17 protein-coding genes and 2 tRNA genes are annotated in these 21,057 nt (G+C 61.4%); 13 read left to right on the forward strand and 6 right to left on the reverse strand.

Annotation, left to right across the window (positions count from 1 at the left end; translation table 11 throughout):
* Positions 1 to 38 precede the first annotated feature (38 nt).
* Entirely contained in the window at positions 39 to 359 is a 321-nt protein-coding gene (gene trxA / locus ACESNB_RS06150) for a thioredoxin (RefSeq protein ID WP_373005389.1), read from the forward strand.
* On the opposite strand, the gene ACESNB_RS06155 is transcribed toward trxA, so the two are convergent.
* On the reverse strand, positions 356 to 1,315 hold the full coding sequence (locus ACESNB_RS06155; protein ID WP_373005391.1) for an ABC transporter ATP-binding protein: 960 nt from the start codon (positions 1,313 to 1,315) through the stop codon (positions 356 to 358). The two genes, trxA and ACESNB_RS06155, sit on opposite strands and share 4 nt — an antisense overlap.
* A gap of 118 nt (positions 1,316 to 1,433) precedes the next feature.
* On the opposite strand from ACESNB_RS06155, the gene ACESNB_RS06160 reads away from it, so the two are divergent.
* Genes ACESNB_RS06160 through ACESNB_RS06170 form a run of 3 tightly spaced genes read left to right on the forward strand, consistent with a single transcriptional unit; the run spans position 1,434 to position 4,286 of the window.
* Positions 1,434 to 1,640, forward strand: a complete 207-nt coding sequence (locus tag ACESNB_RS06160; RefSeq protein WP_373005393.1) for a zinc-finger domain-containing protein — start codon at positions 1,434 to 1,436, stop codon at positions 1,638 to 1,640.
* A 9-nt stretch (positions 1,641 to 1,649) separates the two neighbouring features.
* Positions 1,650 to 2,855: an FAD-dependent monooxygenase gene (locus ACESNB_RS06165; RefSeq protein WP_373005395.1), complete on the forward strand. Its 1,206-nt coding sequence runs from the start codon at positions 1,650 to 1,652 to the stop codon at positions 2,853 to 2,855.
* A 54-nt stretch (positions 2,856 to 2,909) separates the two neighbouring features.
* Positions 2,910 to 4,286: an L-serine ammonia-lyase gene (locus ACESNB_RS06170; RefSeq protein ID WP_373005397.1), complete on the forward strand. Its 1,377-nt coding sequence runs from the start codon at positions 2,910 to 2,912 to the stop codon at positions 4,284 to 4,286.
* A gap of 3 nt (positions 4,287 to 4,289) precedes the next feature.
* Here ACESNB_RS06170 and mprF read toward each other — a convergent pair whose 3' ends face one another.
* The 3 genes from mprF to ACESNB_RS06185 are packed head-to-tail and all read right to left on the reverse strand — an operon-like array spanning position 4,290 to position 8,391.
* Positions 4,290 to 6,896: a bifunctional lysylphosphatidylglycerol flippase/synthetase MprF gene (mprF, locus tag ACESNB_RS06175; protein WP_373005399.1), complete on the reverse strand. Its 2,607-nt coding sequence runs from the start codon at positions 6,894 to 6,896 to the stop codon at positions 4,290 to 4,292.
* A complete protein-coding gene (locus ACESNB_RS06180; protein WP_373005401.1) occupies positions 6,889 to 7,458 on the reverse strand; it encodes a DUF1003 domain-containing protein in 570 nt (189 codons plus the stop codon). The genes mprF and ACESNB_RS06180 overlap by 8 nt, the downstream gene beginning before the upstream one ends.
* Positions 7,459 to 7,482: 24 nt before the next feature.
* Positions 7,483 to 8,391: an alpha/beta fold hydrolase gene (locus ACESNB_RS06185; RefSeq protein WP_373005403.1), complete on the reverse strand. Its 909-nt coding sequence runs from the start codon at positions 8,389 to 8,391 to the stop codon at positions 7,483 to 7,485.
* A gap of 293 nt (positions 8,392 to 8,684) precedes the next feature.
* Here ACESNB_RS06185 and ACESNB_RS06190 point away from each other — a divergent pair, with 293 nt between their 5' ends.
* The gene (locus ACESNB_RS06190; RefSeq protein WP_373005405.1) at positions 8,685 to 9,956 is read left to right on the forward strand and encodes an MBOAT family O-acyltransferase; all 1,272 of its coding nucleotides are present in this window, start codon (positions 8,685 to 8,687) and stop codon (positions 9,954 to 9,956) included.
* Positions 9,943 to 10,869: a hypothetical protein gene (locus tag ACESNB_RS06195; RefSeq protein ID WP_373005407.1), complete on the forward strand. Its 927-nt coding sequence runs from the start codon at positions 9,943 to 9,945 to the stop codon at positions 10,867 to 10,869. Before ACESNB_RS06190 ends, ACESNB_RS06195 begins: the two co-directional genes overlap by 14 nt.
* 33 nt (positions 10,870 to 10,902) lie before the next feature.
* Here ACESNB_RS06195 and ACESNB_RS06200 read toward each other — a convergent pair.
* Together ACESNB_RS06200 and ACESNB_RS06205 are read right to left on the reverse strand one after the other, a co-directional pair.
* Positions 10,903 to 10,978 (reverse strand) — tRNA-Asn (locus tag ACESNB_RS06200).
* A gap of 275 nt (positions 10,979 to 11,253) precedes the next feature.
* Positions 11,254 to 11,327 (reverse strand) — tRNA-Cys (locus ACESNB_RS06205).
* 146 nt (positions 11,328 to 11,473) lie between these two features.
* On the opposite strand from ACESNB_RS06205, the gene ACESNB_RS06210 reads away from it, so the two are divergent.
* The 7 genes from ACESNB_RS06210 (at position 11,474) to ilvD (ending at position 21,042) form a co-directional block, all read left to right on the forward strand.
* The gene (locus tag ACESNB_RS06210) at positions 11,474 to 12,127 is read left to right on the forward strand and encodes a protein-L-isoaspartate O-methyltransferase (protein WP_373005409.1); all 654 of its coding nucleotides are present in this window, start codon (positions 11,474 to 11,476) and stop codon (positions 12,125 to 12,127) included.
* A gap of 174 nt (positions 12,128 to 12,301) precedes the next feature.
* Complete coding sequence (locus tag ACESNB_RS06215) at positions 12,302 to 13,549, forward strand: TolC family outer membrane protein (RefSeq protein WP_373005411.1); 1,248 nt, start codon at positions 12,302 to 12,304, stop codon at positions 13,547 to 13,549.
* Positions 13,550 to 13,656: 107 nt separating this feature from the next.
* Positions 13,657 to 14,352, forward strand: coding sequence for a DUF2497 domain-containing protein (locus tag ACESNB_RS06220; protein WP_373005413.1), 696 nt, complete (start codon positions 13,657 to 13,659; stop codon positions 14,350 to 14,352).
* Between the two features lie 91 nt (positions 14,353 to 14,443).
* On the forward strand, positions 14,444 to 17,185 hold the full coding sequence (locus ACESNB_RS06225; RefSeq protein WP_373005415.1) for a valine--tRNA ligase: 2,742 nt from the start codon (positions 14,444 to 14,446) through the stop codon (positions 17,183 to 17,185).
* A gap of 41 nt (positions 17,186 to 17,226) precedes the next feature.
* Positions 17,227 to 18,246, forward strand: a complete 1,020-nt coding sequence (locus ACESNB_RS06230; RefSeq protein WP_373005417.1) for an isoaspartyl peptidase/L-asparaginase family protein — start codon at positions 17,227 to 17,229, stop codon at positions 18,244 to 18,246.
* On the forward strand, positions 18,247 to 19,182 hold the full coding sequence (locus ACESNB_RS06235; RefSeq protein WP_373005419.1) for an aldo/keto reductase: 936 nt from the start codon (positions 18,247 to 18,249) through the stop codon (positions 19,180 to 19,182).
* Between the two features lie 132 nt (positions 19,183 to 19,314).
* The gene (gene ilvD, locus ACESNB_RS06240) at positions 19,315 to 21,042 is read left to right on the forward strand and encodes a dihydroxy-acid dehydratase (protein ID WP_373005421.1); all 1,728 of its coding nucleotides are present in this window, start codon (positions 19,315 to 19,317) and stop codon (positions 21,040 to 21,042) included.
* Positions 21,043 to 21,057: the final 15 nt, after the last annotated feature.

Consider the following 21,057-nt stretch of genomic DNA (forward strand, 5'->3'; position numbering starts at 1 on the left):
TATGTATCATCCAGTCAAGCAAGATAGAGGAGCCTGTCATGGCTGCAATTAACGTGACCGACGACGAATTCGACAATGTGATCGCGACGTCCGACGTGCCTGTCGTGGTGGATTTCTGGGCGGAATGGTGCGGCCCGTGCAAGCAGATGGCACCGCATCTCGAAGCCGTATCAGTTGATATGGCCGGCAAGGTGAAAGTCGCCAAGATCAATGTCGACGAGAACCCGATGGTTGCCTCCAAGTATGGCATTCGCGGCATGCCGACCCTAATGGTGTTCAAGGACGGCAAGGTTGCCGCGACCCATCTCGGCGCGATGAGCAAGCAGGCCATCACTGACTGGATCAAAGCGAGCGTCTAGGCCGTCTCCGGCTCACGGGTCAGCGACAAGAACACATCTTCCAGGTCGGGGGCTTCGGTAACGAGGTCCCCGATACTGATTCCAGCGCTGCGGACCTGTTCGAGCAGTCGGCCAATGCCCGTCTCGCTGGTGCGGAACGTGACCGCCAGCGTGCCGTCCGGGCGGATCTGGGCGTCGAGGCCTGCAAGGCTTGCCGGCACGGCGCTGAGTGCTTCTTTCGGGGTTATAACCAGCGTCTTGTAGTCGAGGCGAGCGAGCAGTTTCGATGTCGGTTCGCAGGCGACAATTTCGCCATGGTTCACGATGGCGATCGAATCGCAGAGCTCTTCGGCTTCTTCCAGATAGTGAGTCGTCAGGATGATCGTGGTGCCGCGATCATGCAGTTCGCGTACATAGGTCCAGAGCGAGCGGCGCAGTTCCACGTCGACACCAGCCGTCGGTTCATCGAGAATCAGGACAGGCGGATTGTGGACGAGCGCCTTGGCGACCATAAGCCGGCGCTTCATGCCGCCAGACAGCTGGCGCACATAGGCGTCGGCCTTGTCGTCGAGGCCGAGGGCGGTGAGGATTTCCAAGCTTCGGCGCTCTTTCTTCGGCACACCATAGAACCCGGCCATCAGCTCCAGCATCTCCATGGGCGTGAAGAAAGGGTCGGCGACGATTTCCTGGTTCACGACACCGATGGCGGCGCGGCTCTGGCGCGGATGCTTGTCAATATCGAGGCCCCAGATGCGCGCGGTACCGGATGTCTTGTTCACGAGTCCGGCGAGGATGTTGATGAAGGTCGACTTGCCAGCACCATTGGGGCCCAGCAGGCCGAATACCGAGCCGCGCGGGATGCGCAGGCTGATATCCTGCAGGGCGTGCTTTTCAGGCATCTTGCCGGACGCATGATAGATTTTCTCAAGGTGTTCGACTTCGATGGCGTATTCGGGGGCGGTTGTCGCGTCAGTCATTCGGGCCTCAATGCTATAGCAGGGCGATCTTGCGCAGCGCGGCCCTGCGGACTAGTTAAGTCGATGAAGCAGCGCGAACAAGGACTCGCGCCGTAAACTCCATGGAAAGCCGCGACCGATGGAAAAACCCCGTGATGTCTTCAGCCCACCTGAAATCGTGCTGGCGACCAGCCGCAAGGTGTCCTGCAATGGCGGCGGCGGGGCCCTTGGCCACCCGAAAGTGTGGTACGAGATGGGCGATGAGGACTTTGTCGAGTGCAAGTATTGCGACCGGCGATACATCCTGCTCGGAGGCAAGGAAGATCGTCGTAAAACGCCCAGATGAGGCTCGGCCATGAAAATCCTGATTGCAGGGGGCGGTATCGGGGGACTGACGGCCGCACTGGCGCTCACGCAATTCGGGCATGGTGTAACGGTCCTGGAGCAGGCTGATTCGCTGGGCGAGGTCGGCGCAGGGCTTCAGATCAGCCCCAATGGCATGAAAGTGTTCGAGGCGCTGGGCCTGTCCGACCGGATTGCCGAAAATGCGTTCCAGCCGGAAGGCATCGAAATGCGTCTCGGCGAGAGCGGCCGTGTCGTCTTCGATATCCCGCTGGGCCTGGCTGCGGCTGACCGCTGGGGCGGACCCTATCTCCACCTTCACCGGGCCGACCTGATCACCGCGCTGAGCGATGAACTGGCCGAGCGCGCCCCGAAGGCCGTGAAGCTGGGCGCGAAGTTGGCCCGTTACGTCAAGGATGAAGACGGCGTTACGGTCGAACTCGAAGACGGGACGCGCCTCAGTGCGGACGTGCTGGTCGGGGCCGATGGTATACATTCTGTCGTGCGAGAGCAGATGCTGGGGCCGGACATGCCGCGTTTCACCGGTAATGTCGCGTGGCGCGCCGTTGTGCCGATTGACCTACTGGGCAAGGACCTGCCGCCGCCGACCGCCTGCGCGTGGGTCGGCAAAGGCCGCCATGCCGTGACCTATCGGTTGCGCAGCGGATTGCTCGCGAATTTTGTCGGCGTTGTCGAGCATGATGGCTGGCAGGTGGAATCCTGGTCCGGCGAAGGCGCGAAAGAAGACGCGCTCAACGCCTTTGCCCAATTTCATCCCGTGATCCTGAGCCTGATCCGGAACGCGACCAAGCTGAACCGCTGGGCGCTCTATGATCGCGCGCCGCTGACCCGCTGGAGCGACGGCCGGGTCGTGCTGCTGGGTGATGCCTGTCATCCGATGCTGCCATTCCTCGCCCAAGGCGCTGTGATGGCGGTGGAGGATGCCTGGGTGCTTGCCGCGCGACTGTCCGAGGGAACCGATATCGCAACGTCTGTCGCGGATTACGAAGCGGACCGACAGAGGCGGACAAGTGCTGTGCAGGCGGGCGCACGGGCGAATGCGAAACTGTTTCATCGGCACAATCCGCTGACCCAACTGGCGACGTATGGCCCGATGTGGCTGGCGGGTCGTGCTGCGCCGGGCTTCGTGCAGTCACGCAATGACTGGATCTATGGCCATGACGTAACGGCCACCCAGCGCAGGAAGCCCTTGCCTTAGTAAGCGGCAACGGGCAGGCATTGTCCTTCCTGCCAGCCATTTACGGGCATATTCATGCTTTCGGTCCTCGATCTCTTTCGTATCGGCATTGGCCCGTCGAGCTCACATACCGTGGGGCCGATCCGGATAGCCAACCGATTTGTGGCGTCGCTGAGTGAGGCAGGCGTGTTGGGGCAGGTGGCGCGGATCGAGGTCGAGCTCCAGGGCTCGCTCGCGCTGACCGGTGTGGGGCATGCGACGCCGAAGGCAGTGGTGCTGGGCTTGCTCGGGCTGGAACCAGAGACGCTGGACCCGAATACCGCCGACGCGCAGGTGGCAGACGTCTATACCGGTAAACGCCTCCCTCTCGTCGGTGGGAGACCAATCGATTTCGATCCGGAGGCGGATATTGTATTTGCCTATCATGTGTTGCCGAAATTGCATCCGAACGGGATGAGGCTGCGCGCTTTTTCGGCGAGTGGCGACGTGTTGCAGGATGAGACCTTTTATTCCACCGGCGGCGGATTCATAGCCACGGCAAAACAGCTAAAGGCCCCGCCAGCCGACGATATCGTAAAGACGGGTAATGAGGTTCCGCATCCTTTTGCGTCGGCTGCAGACCTTCTGTCGATCTGCGCTGACAGGAGCGTTTCCATTCACGATGTTATCCTCGCCAACGAAGATGCGATGCGGCCGCGGGTCGAGACGGAAGCGGCGCTCGACCGGATTGCCGATGTCATGCTCGATTGCATCGAGCGAGGGCTGACGCGCGAAGGCGTGTTGCCGGGTGGCTTGAAAGTGCGGCGCAGGGCGCCTGAGATATGGAAGAAACTACAGGCGTCGCCGCAGTCCAATGAGCGCGAGCAGATATTTGACTGGCTGAATGTCTATGCCATGGCGGTGAATGAAGAGAATGCCAGCGGCGGCCAAGTGGTCACAGCGCCGACCAATGGGGCAGCCGGGATCATTCCATCCGTGATCAAACATTATTGCGTCGATGCGGAAGACGCCGCAGTGCGACTGCAAAAATTCCTGCTGACAGCGGGTGGCGTGGGCCTTTTGTACAAGCAGCGCGCCTCCATTTCCGGTGCCGAGATGGGATGCCAGGGAGAAGTGGGCGTGGCGTGCTCCATGGCGGCTGCCGGGCTGGCTGCGGTATGGGGGGGCACGCCGCAACAATGTGCCAATGCTGCCGAGATCGGCATGGAGCATAATCTCGGACTGACCTGCGACCCGGTTGGCGGGCTGGTGCAGATCCCCTGCATCGAGCGCAATGCGATAGGCGCGGTGAAGGCGGTCAATGCCGCACGGCTCGCGCTTCATTCGGTGGAGCAGACCAAGGTGTCGCTCGACCAGGTGATCGAGACAATGCGCCAGACCGGTCTCGACATGTCATCCAAGTACAAGGAAACGAGCCAAGGCGGATTAGCGGTCAACGTCATCGAGTGTTGAGCCTCAGGCCTTGGTGAACATGCCCTTGAGGCCGCCGCTGGTCAGGATGGCAACATCGCCGAGGGCGATGGGCAGGGAGAGGCCCGCCGGGGCGACGAGGTAGAGCGGCTCCCAATCGGGATCGAATTTCTTCTTGTAATTCCTCAGCCCTTCGAAGCCGTAGATCTTGTTGGCGTGTTCATAGACGAAGGCGCCAAGCTTGGATGTGAGCGTTGCGAGGCGATGGCCTTCAAGTCCGGACAGCGGCGCCATGCCGAGGTCGAAAGCCCGCACGCCTTTTTCCTTGCCCCAGAGCATGAGTTCGATGAACAGGAAGTCCATGACGCCCTTGGGCGCCGCATGACCGTATCGCATCAGGTCGATGGCCATCTCGCGCCCGTCAGAAGTCGACATCAGGTTGGCGAAGGCAACTATGTTGCCATCAAGACGGGCGACCGCGATGGGGAAATTGCGGATATAGTCAGGATCGAACCGCCCCAGCGAAAAGCTTTTTTCTGCGCCGCCATGGATGTCGAGCCATTCGTCGGAGATCGTGTGCAGCGTAGGCAGCATGTCGTCGCACGCGCCTTGCGAAATGACGTCGAACGAGAGGCCGTCGCGTAGTGCCCGCTTGTGGCTGGCGCGTAAGCCGGACCGGGCAGGCCCTTCGAGCGAGAATTTCGCCAGCGGCACAAGCGCAGTCTCACCGATCTTTTGCGCCGTGAGGCCAAGGTCGAGCGCGAGCGGGAGGAATTCTTTCCGGACAGAGTAGAATACCGGATCGGCGCCATAGAGGTCTGCCTGCTCGCGGAATGTCCAAAGCAGGGGGGCGATCTCGTCGCGCTTGCCGACCGGTTCGCTCATCGCGATCCAGTGGCGTCCGCGCACACCATACATGATGAAGCTCTGGCCGCTCGGGCTCATCAGGAACTGCTTGTCGCCCAGCAGGGCAAGGGCGCCATCGGAATAGCCGAATTCGGCCGTGGTAAGAATCTGCTTCAAGGTGGCGGGATCGACGGGGTCCGACGGAATGCCTTTGCCGATGGCAGGTTGGAGCCAGCGCCAGAGCGAGACGAGCAGGAGGACGATGGGCAGGGCCGCCGTAGCGCGGAGAAACCGGGACGTCTGGCCGTTGACCGAGAAGCTCCACCAGAGTTCGTCGCGATAGGCGACGTGTTCATAGGAGAAGAAGCCGAGCCAGACAGCCGCGCTAATGGCGCCAAGGATGGCCAAAACCCAAGGCAAGTTGAGTCGGGCCTGGCTGAGCGGAGTCTTGCGATAGAACGCCTTGCGCGATGTTGCGAGGAGCCCGAGCGACACGGCGAGCAGGACCGCCTCGTGTGGGTCGGCACCTTTGAGAAGTGTCAGGCCAATACCGAGCACGAGCAGGATCATGCCGATGGTCCAGGCATGGTCGAGCTTCTGGCGCAGGCCCAGCGCCACGATGAGGAGCAGGACGCCGACAATCGAGGCGAGGAAGTGGGAGAGCTCGATCACCGGCAGCGGCAGGATGCGGCCGGCGGCTTCGAGCGGACCTGCCAGCGTCGGAGTTGTGGCCGAGATCAGCATGAAGGCCCCTGCGACGAAGGCGATCACCGAGAACAGGGTCGGTGCGAATATCTCGGTGATGTCCTGCGCCCTGGCGGCGGCGCCTTTCAGCTGGGCGCCGGCTTGCGGCACCTGATGCATGGCGAGCAGGGTGGCGGCGACGCCCAGCGGGATCAGGTAGTAGAGGACACGGTAGGCGATCAGGCTCGCGGCGAGGGCTTCGTTGCTCTGCGTCGGCACCATCAGCAGGATGACCGCCTCGAACACGCCGACGCCGCCCGGCAGGCCGCTGATGCCGCCGATAAAGCAGGCGGCCACGAAGACTGGCAGGAAGGCGAGGTAGGACAGGCCGGTGTCGGGCGGCAGGACGGCGAACAGGACGAGGCTCGCCCCGGCCCAGTCGGCCATGCTGACGAGGAGTTGCCCCGTGGCGACAGGCAGGCCCGGCGTGGTGAAATCGACCGAGCGGATGTGACGTGTCCGTCCTCGTTGCCCGGCCAGCAAGAGAAATGTGCACACAGCAATGAGGCAGGCGGTGCCGAGCAGGTAGGCCAGCGCGGCCGGGATGTGGAACACGGTTTCGAACCGTGCGGCTTCGACAAGCAGCCCCGTGCCACCGATTGCGAGGGCGCCGACATAAAGTGTGACGCCGGTGATGACGGCAAGGACCCCGATCTCCTGTCCGGTGAGACCCCAGCTTGAATAGAGGCGATAGCGCACGGCACTGCCGGTCAGCAGCGGCAGGCCCAGCGTGTTTGAAAGGGCGTAGGAGGTGAAGGAGGCAAACGCCGTCCTGGCATAGGCGAGCGGTTTGCCGGCGTAGCGAAGGGCCAGCGTGTCATAGCCGGTCACCGCCAGATAGCTGATCGCGACCCCGGCCAAGGCGAGCAGGATCTGTTCTAGGGATAGCGCGCGTAGTTCGGCATAGATCTTGTGCACCGACAGGTGGTGGATTTCGGTGTGGATCGCGACAATTGCGAGAACGAAAAGGACGGCAACCACGGTCAGTATGGCATGGCGCTTCCAGGGCGGGAGAGCTGGCTTGGGTGAGGCGGAGATGAGCGGTGTGGTGGGCTCAGACATCCTTGTGTGCGCCGTCTGTCGATGCGGCAGACAGCTTTTCCAGCAGGGCCAGTTGCGCGGCCTGCGATTCAAGGAGGCTGGTCAGCTGGGTCTGCCGCATCTCGTCCAGTTTCTCGTGAAGCTGCAGGATTTCCAGCTCGGCCTTGAGGTTCACTTCATAGTCGTAATTGGCAGCTGCGCGATCCTTCGCGGCCTGTCGGTTCTGCGACATCATGATGACCGGTGCTTGTATGGCGGCGAGCATCGACAGGATGAGATTTAGGAAGATGAAGGGGTAGGGATCGAAGGCGTGTGCCTTGTCGAGGACCAGAGCCGTGTTGCCGCCGATCCAGATCACGAGGACGAGTCCGAACAGGCTGATGAACATCCACGACCCGCCGAACTCGGCAACCTTGTCGGCCAGCCGGTCCCCGAATGTCGATTCCTTCTCGAGCATCCGGCCGACATTGCTCGATATCCTGCGGCGCTGGACGAACCGTTCGAGGACGCGGCGCTCGCGAGCTGTCAGGTCTTCCAGCCGGGACTGCATCAGGTCACGTGCGAGCGTCGAGATATCCTTCATTGCCGGTCTCCTCGGATTGGCCGTTCAGGCACTATACCCCGATTTCCGGCTGTCCACCCATGTCTGGTCGACGGGGTGATCCGGGACCAGCGGAACCATCATGCGCGTCATGTAGCGCACTTCCCTTGCGATGCGGGCGGCATGGGCCGGGTTCAGCAAGGATGTATGGGTTTCGCCGTCGAGCCCGAACAGGCGCCCATAGCCGCCCTGGTTCGAGACAGACCTGACGAGGCCCGCGTTTTCTCCGCCGGCGGCCTCGCGCGAAAAGACCGATACCGGCGAGTTGACCGTGACGGCCGGGTTGAAATAGGCGGCGGCAGGATCAATTGCGGTGACTTCGCCACGTGCAGCGGTCCAGTGATCGGGCTTGCGGAACAGGTATCGTTTCTCGGTCCGGCGCGCCCGAGGCAGGTCGATGTCGTCACCGGTAAAGGGTGCGACCGCGCGCAGGAGACCGGATTTCGCGAATACGCCGCCGACCCGCAATAGCAGGGCGAACGCATTGAGCAGGCGCATGCCACCTGATTTGCGCAAGTATTTGGGATTCATTGCGTCGATGAAGACGCGGCCGGCCAGTTCGTCGGGATGAAGATTGGCAAAGGTGTGCAGGCGCAAGCCCGCCATGGAGTGCCCGACCAGCACGTAAGGTGGACGGGCGCCGAGCGCCGCGAGCAGGCGGCGCAGGTCGGCGATATGGAATTCGGGTGTCATAGGCGTGCCCTCGGGCGCCGGATCGCTCCAGTCCATGCCTGCCCGGCCGTAGAGGACGACGCGGTGGTCAGCTTTCAATGCTTCCTTGACCCACCAACCGTCGACATAGGACCCGAACGCACCATGGTCGAACACGACCCACGGCGCATCCCCCGGCCCTTCGACCAATACATGGAGGCGGCGGCCAGCTTCAACTTCGACCAGGTCAAATGGGGCGTGCATCGCGAAAAATCTCCGCAGGCAAGTTCGGGAATGGGGGAGGAGAACGGCGTCGTTGAGTCGGGTGGTATATAGAGCCATGTGCCGCAGGCCGTAACCGGTCTTTGCAGGCGGTCAATGCTATTTGCCGCGCTCCGGGACGCGTAAGCGTCCGTCCCAGCGCGGATGCCCTTTGTTCCGGAAAAGAAACGATCACGGCGTTTTGCCGGAGATTGCGGCGGAGAAATTCCGTTGACCATGTAATAGTAAATAAGTGTATTGAAATTTGGCGAATTATATTTGAGATTGCTGGGTCGATGACAAAACAGATGCGGGAAGTGGGCATATTCTGGTTGTCTGGTGTGACTATCCTTGTCGTTGCGCAAGTAATGGTTAACGGGCTGGGCGTCTGGGAGTCGGGTGCGCTGCCCGGTTTTGCGCTCAAGGCGGCCATTCCGCTGGCGATGTGTGTCGCCATCGTCGCCTTGCTCATGATGGTTGGCGAACGCGAGCGGACAGTGATTGCGCCTTATGTCCTGTTCTTCGCCATTTCGGCGACGTCGATATTCGGCCTGACCAAGACGCTGACCGGATCGCACGCCTCGTCGACGAACCTGCTGCTCTATGGATTGTCATTCTATACTGCGTCGCTTGCCTATATCGCGCGGAGCCGGATGTTGACCCCGCGCGCGGCGGTGCTGGCCAGCAACCCGCTGCTGATCATCACGGGCCCGGTCGCCACGCAGTTCAGAGACATTCGCTACCGCGGCCTGCGCAGCCGAGCGGACTATTATCTTCCCTTCGTGTTTCTCGGCCTGTTCCTGCAACAGACGATCGCGACACCGCTGACCAAGACGTTTGATCTTCTCAAAGAGACCGATGTTGTTTCGTCGCTGACCTTTGCGGCGATTTTCGAGCTGTTTGTGTATGCCAATTTCTGCGGCCTATCGCTGATCATATTCGGCCTGGCCGGACTCATGGGGTTCAGGATCCCACTGAACTTCCGGCAGCCTTTCTCGTCGACGAACGTGATCGAATTCTGGCGGGGCTGGCACACGTCGCTGTCGGTGGTGCTGAAAAGCCTATTCTACGCGCCGACCAAGAAGCAGTTCGGCACATCGGCCGCACTTTTTGCCGTCTATATGGGATCGGCCATGTGGCATGGCGTGACCCTCAATTTCGCTTTGTGGGGCCTCTTCCACGCCCTCATGTTCGTGATCACGCTGCGGCTGCTGAAGCGCGGGTTCAAGGTGGCGGCATTCTTTGTACTCGGCATTGCGGTGGTGATCGGACGCATGTTGTTTGCGGATTCCGATTCCGGGCGCCTGTTCGAGAAACTGCACTTCCGCTTCGTCGATTTTTCCGTTGTCTACAAACTGACTCATATGCCCTGGACGACGCTGCTCGCGCTCGGGCTGATAGTCGTGTTCGTCGCTTTGGAAATCCTGCTCCAGACCAAACCGTATTTCTCGCAGCGAAACTACAAGTTCTACCGGCTTCCCGTGGTCCAATTCGCCATGCTTGCGCTGATGCTGGCCACGATCGCAAATGGAGTGGGGATGGATTATGCCGTTTATGGTCAGCGTTAATCGCGTCGTCTGGCGGTTTGGCATTCCGGCGCTGCTGCTGGCTTATGTCGGCTATCTCGTATGGGGCTACACGCAGCAGACGGATGGCGGGCGCACAGCGATCATCCGCCAGCACCTCAGCAATCTCGAAGCCATGGATCATGTCGACGGTCTCATCCTAGGGGGGTCGAATGCCGTCTTCAGCCTATCGGCATCCCAGCTCGACGAACTGAGCGGGATGACCTGGTACAATGCCTCGCTGATGAACGAAGGCTATACCGATCCAAACTATCGCGGCTTTGTCACGCGCGTGGCCGAAACTGTCGACCCGGATGCCATCAGCCTTGTCGTCTATTCCACGGTGTCGCCCCTGCGGGCGCATGAGTTTGATCGGCGGAAGAACTTCAAGGGCGATGTCACCGGGCACCTGCCGCTCAGCATCAAGCCCAGCAGGAGCGCACTCGACTATTTCATCCAGTCGGCATTCGAAGGCGGGGTGAGCAAGTCCAAGGACTACCCTTTGCCGACCCGGGATGGCGACATCGACTTCAGTCATGTGGACTGCGGTGACCTGCCGGCCGAGGGCCAGTTTTTCGAATGGGAAGATGTCACGCTGTCGGCCCAGACGATCGCGATCCAGACAGCCTTCCTGGAGTCCATGTTCCCGAAGGCCAAAGTGGTGATCGTGCTGCCGAGCGAGTATTATTCCCGGCCCGAGGACCTAGAGAACCGCAAGCAGCTGGTCGATTCGCTGTTCGATCAGGTGACCCATGATTTCGGTGATATCGCCACGATAGATGCGTCCCGCGTGAGCCTGGTGGAGCAGTCACCTTATCCGATCTTCGAGTATGTCTGTGATTCCCGCCACCACGCGAACCAGATTGGCCGTGCGTTCCGGACGCAGGACCTGTTTGCGCGACTGGATCCGAGCTGAACGCCTCAACGGGCGTGTTGTGGGGAAGGGGAGTGGCTCCGCGAGTAGGACTCGAACCTACGACCGGGCGATTAACAGTCGCCTGCTCTACCAACTGAGCTATCGCGGATCAGTCGAGAGCGGGTGAATAGCAGACCATAGGGCCGGTTCAAGCCCCAACTTGCTGCTGCTGTCCAAAAACTTCGGCGTCAGGCAAAAAAATGGCGGGAGACAAAAAGCTCCCGCCGAGGCGTTGGGTGATGGTGGGTGTCTCCAAGAGAAGACACCCCAAACATCGCCCGAATTGGTTAATGCGACGTAAACGATTAACCGTGAAACGCCGAAGAATTGCGTAACACCGCGTTAAGCCTGCCGAAAATACTTGGAATGGACTGGGAATGGGTCTGGAGGCTCCACCCGGAATCGAACCGGGGTGCGCGGATTTGCAATCCGCTACGTAACCACTCCGCCATAGAGCCTGACCAGAGGGGCGTCACTAGCAAGCAACGCGCCGGCTTTCAATCGGCCTTTTCACTGGCCGCGCGTTTATCGCGCATTGCGCCCAACGCCGCCCATGCTAAAAGCCGGTGCTACGTTCGTTTTTGCCAGAGAAAGGCGTGCGCCCATGAACTTTGACGCAGCCCGTGAGATCATGGTGGATAGCCAGATCCGACCGAATGATGTGACCGATGCGCCAATCGTCTCTGCGTTCCTACGCACCCCGCGGGAAGTGTTTGTGCCCAATTCGCGCAAATCGGTCGCGTATTCTGAGCTTGAGATCGCCACGTCGCCTGAACGTTCGCTGTGGATTCCGCGCGACACGGCCAAACTGGTCAAGCTGGCAGCGATCAAGTCGAGCGACATTGTCCTCGTGATCGGCGCAGGCGCCGGCTACGAGGCAGCGCTGATCAGTCACCTGTCTGAAACGGTTATTGCGCTGGAAGAGACAACAGCGCTGGTGGACGCCATGGCGGCGCGTTTCGCAGCGCTTGGCCTTGACCGGGCCGTGGCCGTTGACGGCAAAATTGCAGCGGGATTGCCGGATCAGGCTCCATTCGACGCAATCTATGTGTGCGGCATGGTGGAATACGTGCCGGACGCCTGGACCGACCAGCTGGCAGAGGGCGGACGCCTTGTTGCCGTGGTGATGGATCGCGAAGGCCTGGGACGTGGAACCGTGTTCACGAAGTCGGGCGATACCGTAGCCGCGCGTGACGCGTTCGACGCCTGCCCGCCGAAATTTGCGCAGTTCGATTTCAAGCAATCCTTCGTTTTCTGAGGCCGACTGCGCTGAATTGCCAGCATTGTTAAACCATTGGAAAAGTGAACAGTGTTCACTAATGCGTTGGGCGTGGCTATATCTGGCCCAACAAACCGGGACATCAGGGAGTTCAGGATGAGAGTAAAGTATCGTTGCCTGTTGGGATCAGCTGCTATTGCTATGGTGGCAGGGATGCCCGCAGCGGGCGAAACGCTGGATGAGGCCATCGCGTCGGCCTTCGCAACCAATCCCCAGCTTGACCTGCAGCGATATGAAACCGACATCGCCCGCGAAGGCCTTGAGCAGGCCCGGTCCGGTGGTCGGCCGACCGTCAATATCAGCGGCAGCGCCGGTTATGAATATGTCGATACGACTTCGCCGTTCGCCTTTGGCTTGGGTGACCGGCCGATCGCCAGTGCGCAGGTGCAGGCCGTGCAGCCGATCTATACGGGTGGACGTGTCAGCGCGGGCATCCGGCAGGCCAAGGCAGGAATCGATGCGGCCAAGTCGCAGTTTGACGCCGCCGAGCAGAACCTCATCCTTCAGGTTGTAACGGCCTATTTGGATGTGCGCCGCGACCGCGAAGCCGTGGCTATCCGCAAAAACAATGTCGATGTGACGGGCGAACAGGTCCGCGCCGCCGATGACCGTTTCGAAGTGGGCGTGGTGACACGCACTGACGTGTCGCTGGCTATTGCGCGCCTAGAAGGCGCCCGGGCGGCGCTTGCCGGTGCGGAAGCAACGCGCGAAGCCAGCGAGGCCAACTACCAGTTCCTTACCAGCCTCAGGCCCGGTGAGCTTGCGCCGCCGCCGCCTGTGCCGCCTCTGCCGGCATCGCTTGAAGATGCCGTCGCCATTGCGCTGGACGGAAACCCGGATATCGAAGCGGCGCGCCATTCCGAGCGCGCAGCCAGCGAAGCGATTGAAGTGGCGCGTGCGCAATACCGACCGCAGATCAATCTTGTCGGCACTGCTGGCGTGCAGGAAACCTATGGCGACGTGACCCAACGCGATACCAGCGTGTCTGCTGTTGCGCAGGGCACGATCCCGCTGCTGTCGGGTGGCCTGATCAAGAGCCAGGTCAGTTCGGCGCGCCTTCGCCGCGATCAGGCGCGCAACCAGATTGACGTTCTGGAGCGCCAGATTCGCGCACAGGTCGCGCAGGCCTGGTTTGGCTATGATGCGTCGCTGCGTTCAATCGAGGCATCGAGTCGCCAGGTAGACGCCGCCGAAATCGCCTATGAGGGCGCCAAGGAAGAACTGGCGGTAGGCGTTCGCACCACGCTGGACGTCCTGGATCAGGAACAGCAACTATTCGAGGCCCGCCTCACGCTCGTCCAGTCGGAGCGTGACGCCTATGTCGCGGCGTTCCGCTTGCTAAGGGCTGCCGGCGAGCTCGACCAGCCAGTGCCGACAGGGGCTGCGCCCTTCGCCGAATGACAAAGTTGTGGCTGTGTTCAAGGTTAATGACGTCAAGCGGTTGTTAACCCATACATTCTAACCATTAATCAATAGTGATTCTGATGGGTAGAGAGTGAGGGGCTGACATGGCCAACGAAGCGCACAAGGAGCCGACGATGGAGGAAATCCTCGCGTCGATCCGCAAGATCATCTCTGAAGATGATGCCAGCACGACCCGTCGTCCCGGTGCACCGGCCGCTGTGCGTGCAGAAGCTGTGGCCGAGTCGCATGATGCAGAGCTCTCCGATTTTTCCGAGACGGCTTTCGATGCTGCGGAGGAAGATATCGACGAGGCGATGTTCGACGTCGGGTCTGATGATAATTACGAAACCGTCGATGCCGCTGACGAGTCGGATGAGGCGGAATCCTTCGAGGGCTTGCTCGATGCGGCGCGCGCCGTTGATCAACCCGAGCCTGCACCGATTTTCCGGCACCAGCCTGAACCTGCACCGGTTTTCCAGCAGGCGCCTGAGCCTGCTCCGCGTCCCGCACCACAGCCTGCCCCGCGTCCTCAATCTCACGCTCCAACGGAGACCGACATGCCTGCCAGCGCACGCTACCAGAACACTGTCCTGACCGATGATAAGACATCCGACGCCGCCGCCGGATCTCTCGGCAAGCTGATGTCCAAAATGGACACCGGCAGCGACAATACGATCGAAGGGCTCGTCCGCGAGCTGCTGAAGCCGATGATCAAGGAATGGCTCGACACCAACCTGCCCGGCATCGTCGAGGAAAAGGTCGAAGCCGAAGTCCAGCGCATCGCCCGCATGGCGCGCTAGCCTCACCTGACAAATTCGTTATAGGGAAGGGCGCGCCGTAACAGGCGCGCCCTTCCTTTTTGCCCTGCACCCACCGGAACCCTTTTTCCCCATGCTCGACCAACGATTTGACCCCGCCGAAGCCGAAACCCGCCTGTACAAGGCCTGGGAGGATAGCGGTTGCTTCAAACCCTCCGGCGATACCAGCGCGCAGGCCTATTCCATCGTCATCCCGCCGCCGAACGTGACCGGCGTGCTGCACATGGGCCACGCGCTGAACAACACGCTGCAGGACGTGCTGGTCCGGTTCGAGCGGATGCGAGGCAAGAACGTGCTGTGGCAGCCCGGTACGGATCATGCCGGCATTGCGACGCAGATGGTTGTCGAGCGCCAGATGGCGGCTGAAGGCAAGAATGAAAGCCGCGCCAGCCTTGGCCGCGAGGCCTTCGTCGATCGTGTCTGGGCGTGGAAAGAGGAATCCGGCGGCGCGATTGTCGGCCAGCTGAAGCGCCTTGGCGCCTCGTGCGACTGGTCGCGCGAAGCCTTCACGATGGGCGATCGGAACGACCCCGACAACAACATGATGCGCGCCGTGACCAAGGTGTTCGTCGAACTCTACAACAAGGGCCTGATCTATCGCGACAAGCGGCTGGTGAACTGGGACCCGCATTTCCAGACGGCGATTTCGGACCTTGAAGTCGACCAGCGCGAAGTCGCAGGTCACTACTGGCATCTGCGCTATCCGCTGGCGGGCGGCGTAACCTATGAGCACCCGGTCAAGGACGAGGACGGCAACGTCACCGGCACCGAGACGCGCGACTATATCGTGGTCGCCACGTCGCGCCCCGAGACCATGCTCGGCGATACGGGCGTTGCGGTGCATCCGGACGACGAACGTTATGCGGGCTTGGTCGGCAATTTCGTAACCCTGCCAATTGTAGGCCGCCGTGTGCCGATCATCGCAGACGCGTATGCCGATCCGACAAAGGGCTCGGGCGCAGTGAAGATCACGCCGGCGCATGATTTTAACGACTTTGAGGTCGGCAAGCGGGCAGGACATACGCCGCTGAACATCCTGAATGCAACGGCGCATATCGTGGACGGCGCGGACGCGGATGCAGCGGGCATTCCGGCGGACTATCAAGGGCTCGAGCGGTTTGATGCGCGCAAGAAGGTCGTCGCAGCCTTCGAGGCGGCGGAACTGTTGCAGGAGATCGAGAACCTCAAGATCGAACAGCCCTTCGGCGACCGCTCCAATGTGGTCATCGAGCCGTGGATGACCGACCAGTGGTATGTCGAAGCCAAGACCATGGCCCAGCCCGCCATCGCGGCCGTGAAAGACGGCAAGACCTGTTTCGTGCCCGAGACCTGGGAGAAGACGTATTACAACTGGATGGAAAACATCCAGCCCTGGTGCATTAGCCGCCAACTTTGGTGGGGGCATAGGATTCCGGCATGGTTTGCGGAAGACGGAACAATCTATGTTGCTCAATCCGAAGATGAGGCACAGGCGCAGGCTGGCAAGGGTGTTCAGCTGAAGCAGGACGAAGACGTCCTCGACACATGGTTCTCGTCCGCCCTCTGGCCGTTCTCGACCATGGGCTGGCCGGACAAGACGCCGGACCTGGAGACCTTCTACCCGACCGCCACGCTAGTCACGGCGTTCGACATCATCTTCTTCTGGGTCGCCCGGATGATGATGATGGGGCTCGAATTCACCGGGCAAGTTCCGTTCAAGGATATTTACATCCACGCCCTCGTTCTCGACGAGAAGGGCCAGAAGATGTCGAAGTCCAAGGGCAACGCAATGGACCCGCTGGAACTGGTCGATGAATACGGCGCCGATGCGCTGCGCTTCACGATGGGCCGCATGGCCGGGCAGGGACGTAACATTCGCCTGTCGAAACTGGCCGTTGAAGGCAATCGCAACTTTGCCACCAAGCTCTGGAACGCGGCTCGTTTTGCCGAGATGAACGAGTGCGGCGCGCCGGGCGAGATCGATTTCGCCAAGGTGACGAGCCCGGTGAACCGCTGGATCCTCGGCGAACTCGCTGCCTGCGAGGCCGAGGCGACCAAGGCGATCGAGGATTACCGCTTCAATGATGCCGCTGGCGCGCTCTACAAGTTCGTCTGGAATGTGCTGTGCGACTGGTATCTCGAACTGATCAAGCCGCTGCTCATGGGCATGGACGATGCCGCCAAGCAGGAAACACGTGATGTCTGCGGCTACGTGCTCGACGAGACGCTGAAACTGCTGCACCCGTTCATGCCCTTCGTCACCGAGGAGTTATGGGACCGGCGTGCCGCAGGGCGCGTCGAGGAACAGGGTTTCCTGATGGGCCAGACATGGCCGAAATACGCGATCACCCGCGATGCCGACGCCGACACGGAAATCCAGTGGGTGCTCGACCTCATTTCCGAAATCCGTTCACTGCGGAACGATCTCGGCGTGCCGGCGGGTTCGAAGATCCCGCTGTCGCTCGTGAATGCGGGACCGGTCATCGAAGACATGGCCGTTCGCCATGAGGATATCCTGAAACGCCTTGCGCGGCTGGAGGATATTATCGTGTCCGACACCGTGCCGGTTGGAGCTGTCTCCACGGTTGTAGGTGAAACGGTGGTTGCGCTGAACATTGCCGACCAGATCGACGTGGCCGAGGCGCGCAAACGGCTCGACAAGGAAATTGCCCAACTCGACAAGGACATCATGTCGACCGAGAAGAAGCTCGGCAACGAGGCCTTCGTCGCCAAGGCACCGCCCGAGATCGTCGAGGAGAACCGCGAACGTATCGTAGACTGGACTGATCGCCGCGAGAAATTGAAAGCGGCCCGGAAAAGCCTTGAAGGCCTCTAGATAAAGGGTCCATCCTGATTCCAGACCTGCTGGAGACGCTGATGACCCTGAAACCCCTCACCGCCCTGGCGGCGACCGTCCTGCTGATTGGCGCCTGCGCCACGCCTGTCTCAGTGAGCGACCCGGTTCCGGCGGGGCCTGAATGGCATCTCGCGATCCATGGCGGGGCCGGGGTAATCCTGCGCGAGAGCCTTTCGGCGGAACAGGAAGCGGAATTTGTCGCCGCGCTGAATATGGCCATGGAGGCTGGGGCCGCTGTACTGCGCGAGGGCGGTAGCGCCGTCGATGCCGTACAGGCCGCCGTCCTGCCAATGGAAAACAGCCCTTTGTTCAATGCCGGCTATGGCGCGGTCTATGCGGCCAATGGCACGCATGAACTTGATGCCTCGATCATGGACGGGCGCGACCGCAATGCCGGGTCCGTCGCAGGCGTGATGCACGTGAAGAACCCGATCCTTGCTGCCCGCGCCGTGATGGACAAGTCCGAGCATGTAATGTTCGCCGGCGCGGGCGCTGACGCTTTTGCCGAAAGCCAAGGCCTCGACATGGTCGACAATACCTATTTCGATACTGAGCACCGACGGATATCCCTCGAGAAAGTGCTGGAACGACGGGCGCGGACAGCGGCCGAGCGGCACGGGACCGTCGGCGCCGTTGCTATCGACAACCAGGGCAATCTTGCCGCCGCCACGACGACGGGTGGCATGACGGCCAAGGCGCCGGGCCGGGTCGGCGATGCCCCCCTCGTGGGTGCTGCCACCTATGCCGAGAATGGCGTATGCGCGGTGTCGGCGACCGGTCACGGCGAGTATTTCATTCGCGTCGGCGTCGCCAAGACGATCTGCGACCGGGTGAAGTTTTTGGATGAGACGGTGGGCCAAGCGGCACTGGTCGCGCTGAACGAAGTGGCATCCCTTGGCGGCGATGGCGGCGTGATCGTCATAGATGGTGTCGGCAATGTCGACTTCGTGTTCAATTCCGCCGGCATGTACCGGGGAGAGATCAGTGCCGATGGTGCCACCACCGCGATCTTTCGCGATCAGACAGAAGGAGCCGAATAGATGCAGATGCGAGACCTGGGAAAATCAGGCTTGAAAACGGCCCCGCTCGTACTTGGTGGCAATGTGTTCGGCTGGACAGCTGACAAGGCCACCTCGTTTGACATCCTCGATGCCTTTGTCGATGCCGGGTTCAACGCGGTTGATACGGCGGATGTCTATTCGCGCTGGGTGCCGGGTCATACGGACGGGGAATCCGAGACCGTGATGGGCGAATGGTTCGCCGCGCACGGCAAGCGCGACAAGACGCTGCTGATCACCAAGGTCGGCTCCGACATGGGCGAAGGGCGCAAGAGCCTGAAGGCGGAATGGATCATTGCCGCGTGCGAAGCCTCGCTGAAGCGCCTGCAGACCGACCATATCGACCTCTACCTCTCTCACTTTCCGGACGCCGACACACTGATCGAGGAGACGCTCGAAGCCCACCAGCGTCTGATCGATGCGGGCAAGGTGCGTGCGGTCGGTGGCTCGAATTATGACGGGCCGGGACTGGAAGCGGCGCTCGCCGCAGCAGGCAATGGCCGGGCCCGCTACGAGGTTCTGCAGCCGCACTACAATCTTCTCGTTCGCCACGAATATGAGGGAGCCCGGGCCAAGATCTGCAAGCGCGAAGGCCTCGGCGTCATCCCGTATTTCTCGCTCGCCAGCGGCTTTCTTACCGGCAAGTACCGGACAGAGGCCGACCTCAAGAAGAGTCCGCGCGGCGGCCAGATGAAACCGCTGCTGGAAGGGCGTGGCCCGAAAGTGCTCGCGGCGCTCGATTCGGTCGCGGCCCGTCATGGCGCAACGCCGGCACAGGTCGCGCTTGCCTGGCTGATGGCGCGCCCGTCGATCACGGCGCCCATCGCCAGCGCTACCAGCGTCGCCCAGCTGAAAGAGATACTGGCGTCGGCATCGCTCACCCTTTCCAGCGACGATATGGCAATGCTCGACATATGAGCGAGCTCAGCAAACGTTGAACTGAAATCGTGGTCGCCGGGGCAGGAATTGCCGGTCGCGGCGACGATTCGCCCCTTTTCCGCATGAGCTTTGCGCGCTAATGCGGGTGCCTGACTTCACGAAAGACCTGACATGACCAAAACCTGGGACAAATCCAAGCTGCCATCGCGCCACGTGACCGAAGGTCCGGAACGTGCGCCGCACCGCTCGTATTATTACGCGATGGGTCTTTCGACGAAGGACATCAAGAAGCCGTTCGTCGGCGTGGCGTCCTGCTGGAATGAGGCAGCGCCCTGCAATACGGCGCTGATGCGCCAGGCGCATGCGGCCAGCGAGGGTGTGAAAGCGGCTGACGGCACGCCGCGCGAGTTCTGCACGATCACGGTCACTGACGGCATTGCGATGGGCCATGAAGGCATGCGCTCGTCGCTGGTCAGTCGCGAAGTGATCGCGGACTCGGTCGAACTCACAATCCGGGGCCATTCCTATGACGCGCTGGTCGGCGTCGCGGGCTGCGACAAGTCGCTGCCGGGTATGATGATGGCCATGCTGCGCCTTAACGTGCCGTCGGTCTTCATCTATGGCGGCTCAATCCTGCCCGGCCGGTTCGAGGGCAAGGACGTGACTGTGATGGATGTGTTCGAGGCGGTTGGCGCCAATGCGGCCGGATCGAACGACATGACCGAGGAAAAGCTGACCGCGCTCGAAAAGCTCGCCTGTCCGGGCGAAGGCGCCTGCGGTGGCCAGTTCACAGCCAATACGATGGCGTGCGTTTCAGAAGCCATTGGCCTCGCCCTGCCACTCTCCTCGGCCCTGCCAGCGCCCTACCTTGAGCGTGACCAATATTGCGTCGAAAGCGGCAAGGCAGTGATGCGCCTGATCGAGAAGAATATCCGGCCTCGCGACATCTGCACGCGCAAGGCGTTCGAGAATGCCGCCGTTGTTGTGGCGGCCACGGGCGGATCAACCAATGCCGGCCTGCACCTGCCGGCCATGGCGCATGAGTGCGGCGTCCAGTTCGACCTGAAGGACGTTGCCGAAATCTTCGCCAGGACCCCCTACATTGCCAGCCTGAAGCCGGGCGGCGAATTCGTTGCCAAGGATTTCGGCGAGGCGGGCGGCGTGCCGATGCTGATGAAGACGCTCTACGATGCGGGCCTGATCCACGGCGACTGCATGACCGTTACAGGAAAAACTGTTGCGGAAAACCTGAAGGACGTCGTCTTCAATAAGGGCCAGAAAGTGATCCGCGAAGCCTCCGATCCGATCTCGCCGAATGGCGGCGTGGTGGGGCTCTGGGGATCGCTCGCCCCGAATGGCGCGATCGTGAAGGTCGCCGGCCTCGAGAACCTGAAATTCACCGGCCCCGCGCGCGTGTTTGATGGCGAGGCGGCCTGCTTCAAGGCCGTCACCGAACGCGACTACCAGGAAGGCGATGTCTTGGTCATCCGGTATGAGGGACCAAAAGGAGGCCCCGGCATGCGCGAGATGTTGTCGACCACGGCGGCCCTCTATGGCCAGGGCATGGGCAACAAGGTGGCGCTGATCACGGATGGTCGCTTCAGCGGCGCGACACGCGGCTTCTGCGTCGGCCATGTCGGCCCCGAAGCGGCCGATGCCGGCCCGATCGGCCTGATCGAGGATGGCGACGTGATCATTCTTGATGCCATTGCCGGCACGATCGACGTTCGCCTGACGCCCGCCGAACTGGAAGATCGCAAACGCAACTGGAAGCCACGCAACACGATGTACGGTTCCGGCGCCTTGCAGAAGTTCGCGAAGCTGGTGGGTCCGGCACATGAAGGCGCCGTCACGCATCCGGGCTTCGAGGGTGAACGCCACGTCTATGCCGATATCTGAAGCTGTTTGAGCCCC

It is taken from the genome of Hyphomonas sp. (assembly GCF_041689225.1).
In the GTDB taxonomy this organism is placed as follows: Bacteria; Pseudomonadota; Alphaproteobacteria; order Caulobacterales; family Hyphomonadaceae; genus Hyphomonas.

Bases quoted from the DNA above. Each gene is read 5' to 3' on its own strand.
- ilvD (WP_373005421.1), top strand. From the start codon at position 19,315: ATGACCAAAACCTGGGACAAATCCAAGCTGCCATCGCGCCACGTGACC.
- ACESNB_RS06190 (WP_373005405.1), top strand. From the start codon at position 8,685: ATGACAAAACAGATGCGGGAAGTGGGCATATTCTGGTTGTCTGGTGTG.
- ACESNB_RS06185 (WP_373005403.1), bottom strand. From the start codon at position 8,391: ATGCACGCCCCATTTGACCTGGTCGAAGTTGAAGCTGGCCGCCGCCTC.
- ACESNB_RS06220 (WP_373005413.1), top strand. From the start codon at position 13,657: ATGGCCAACGAAGCGCACAAGGAGCCGACGATGGAGGAAATCCTCGCG.
- ACESNB_RS06165 (WP_373005395.1), top strand. From the start codon at position 1,650: ATGAAAATCCTGATTGCAGGGGGCGGTATCGGGGGACTGACGGCCGCA.
- ACESNB_RS06210 (WP_373005409.1), top strand. From the start codon at position 11,474: ATGAACTTTGACGCAGCCCGTGAGATCATGGTGGATAGCCAGATCCGA.
- ACESNB_RS06230 (WP_373005417.1), top strand. From the start codon at position 17,227: ATGACCCTGAAACCCCTCACCGCCCTGGCGGCGACCGTCCTGCTGATT.
- ACESNB_RS06170 (WP_373005397.1), top strand. From the start codon at position 2,910: ATGCTTTCGGTCCTCGATCTCTTTCGTATCGGCATTGGCCCGTCGAGC.
- ACESNB_RS06195 (WP_373005407.1), top strand. From the start codon at position 9,943: ATGGTCAGCGTTAATCGCGTCGTCTGGCGGTTTGGCATTCCGGCGCTG.
- ACESNB_RS06160 (WP_373005393.1), top strand. From the start codon at position 1,434: ATGGAAAAACCCCGTGATGTCTTCAGCCCACCTGAAATCGTGCTGGCG.
- ACESNB_RS06235 (WP_373005419.1), top strand. From the start codon at position 18,247: ATGCAGATGCGAGACCTGGGAAAATCAGGCTTGAAAACGGCCCCGCTC.
- ACESNB_RS06155 (WP_373005391.1), bottom strand. From the start codon at position 1,315: ATGACTGACGCGACAACCGCCCCCGAATACGCCATCGAAGTCGAACAC.
- ACESNB_RS06225 (WP_373005415.1), top strand. From the start codon at position 14,444: ATGCTCGACCAACGATTTGACCCCGCCGAAGCCGAAACCCGCCTGTAC.
- trxA (WP_373005389.1), top strand. From the start codon at position 39: ATGGCTGCAATTAACGTGACCGACGACGAATTCGACAATGTGATCGCG.
- mprF (WP_373005399.1), bottom strand. From the start codon at position 6,896: ATGTCTGAGCCCACCACACCGCTCATCTCCGCCTCACCCAAGCCAGCT.
- ACESNB_RS06180 (WP_373005401.1), bottom strand. From the start codon at position 7,458: ATGAAGGATATCTCGACGCTCGCACGTGACCTGATGCAGTCCCGGCTG.
- ACESNB_RS06215 (WP_373005411.1), top strand. From the start codon at position 12,302: ATGCCCGCAGCGGGCGAAACGCTGGATGAGGCCATCGCGTCGGCCTTC.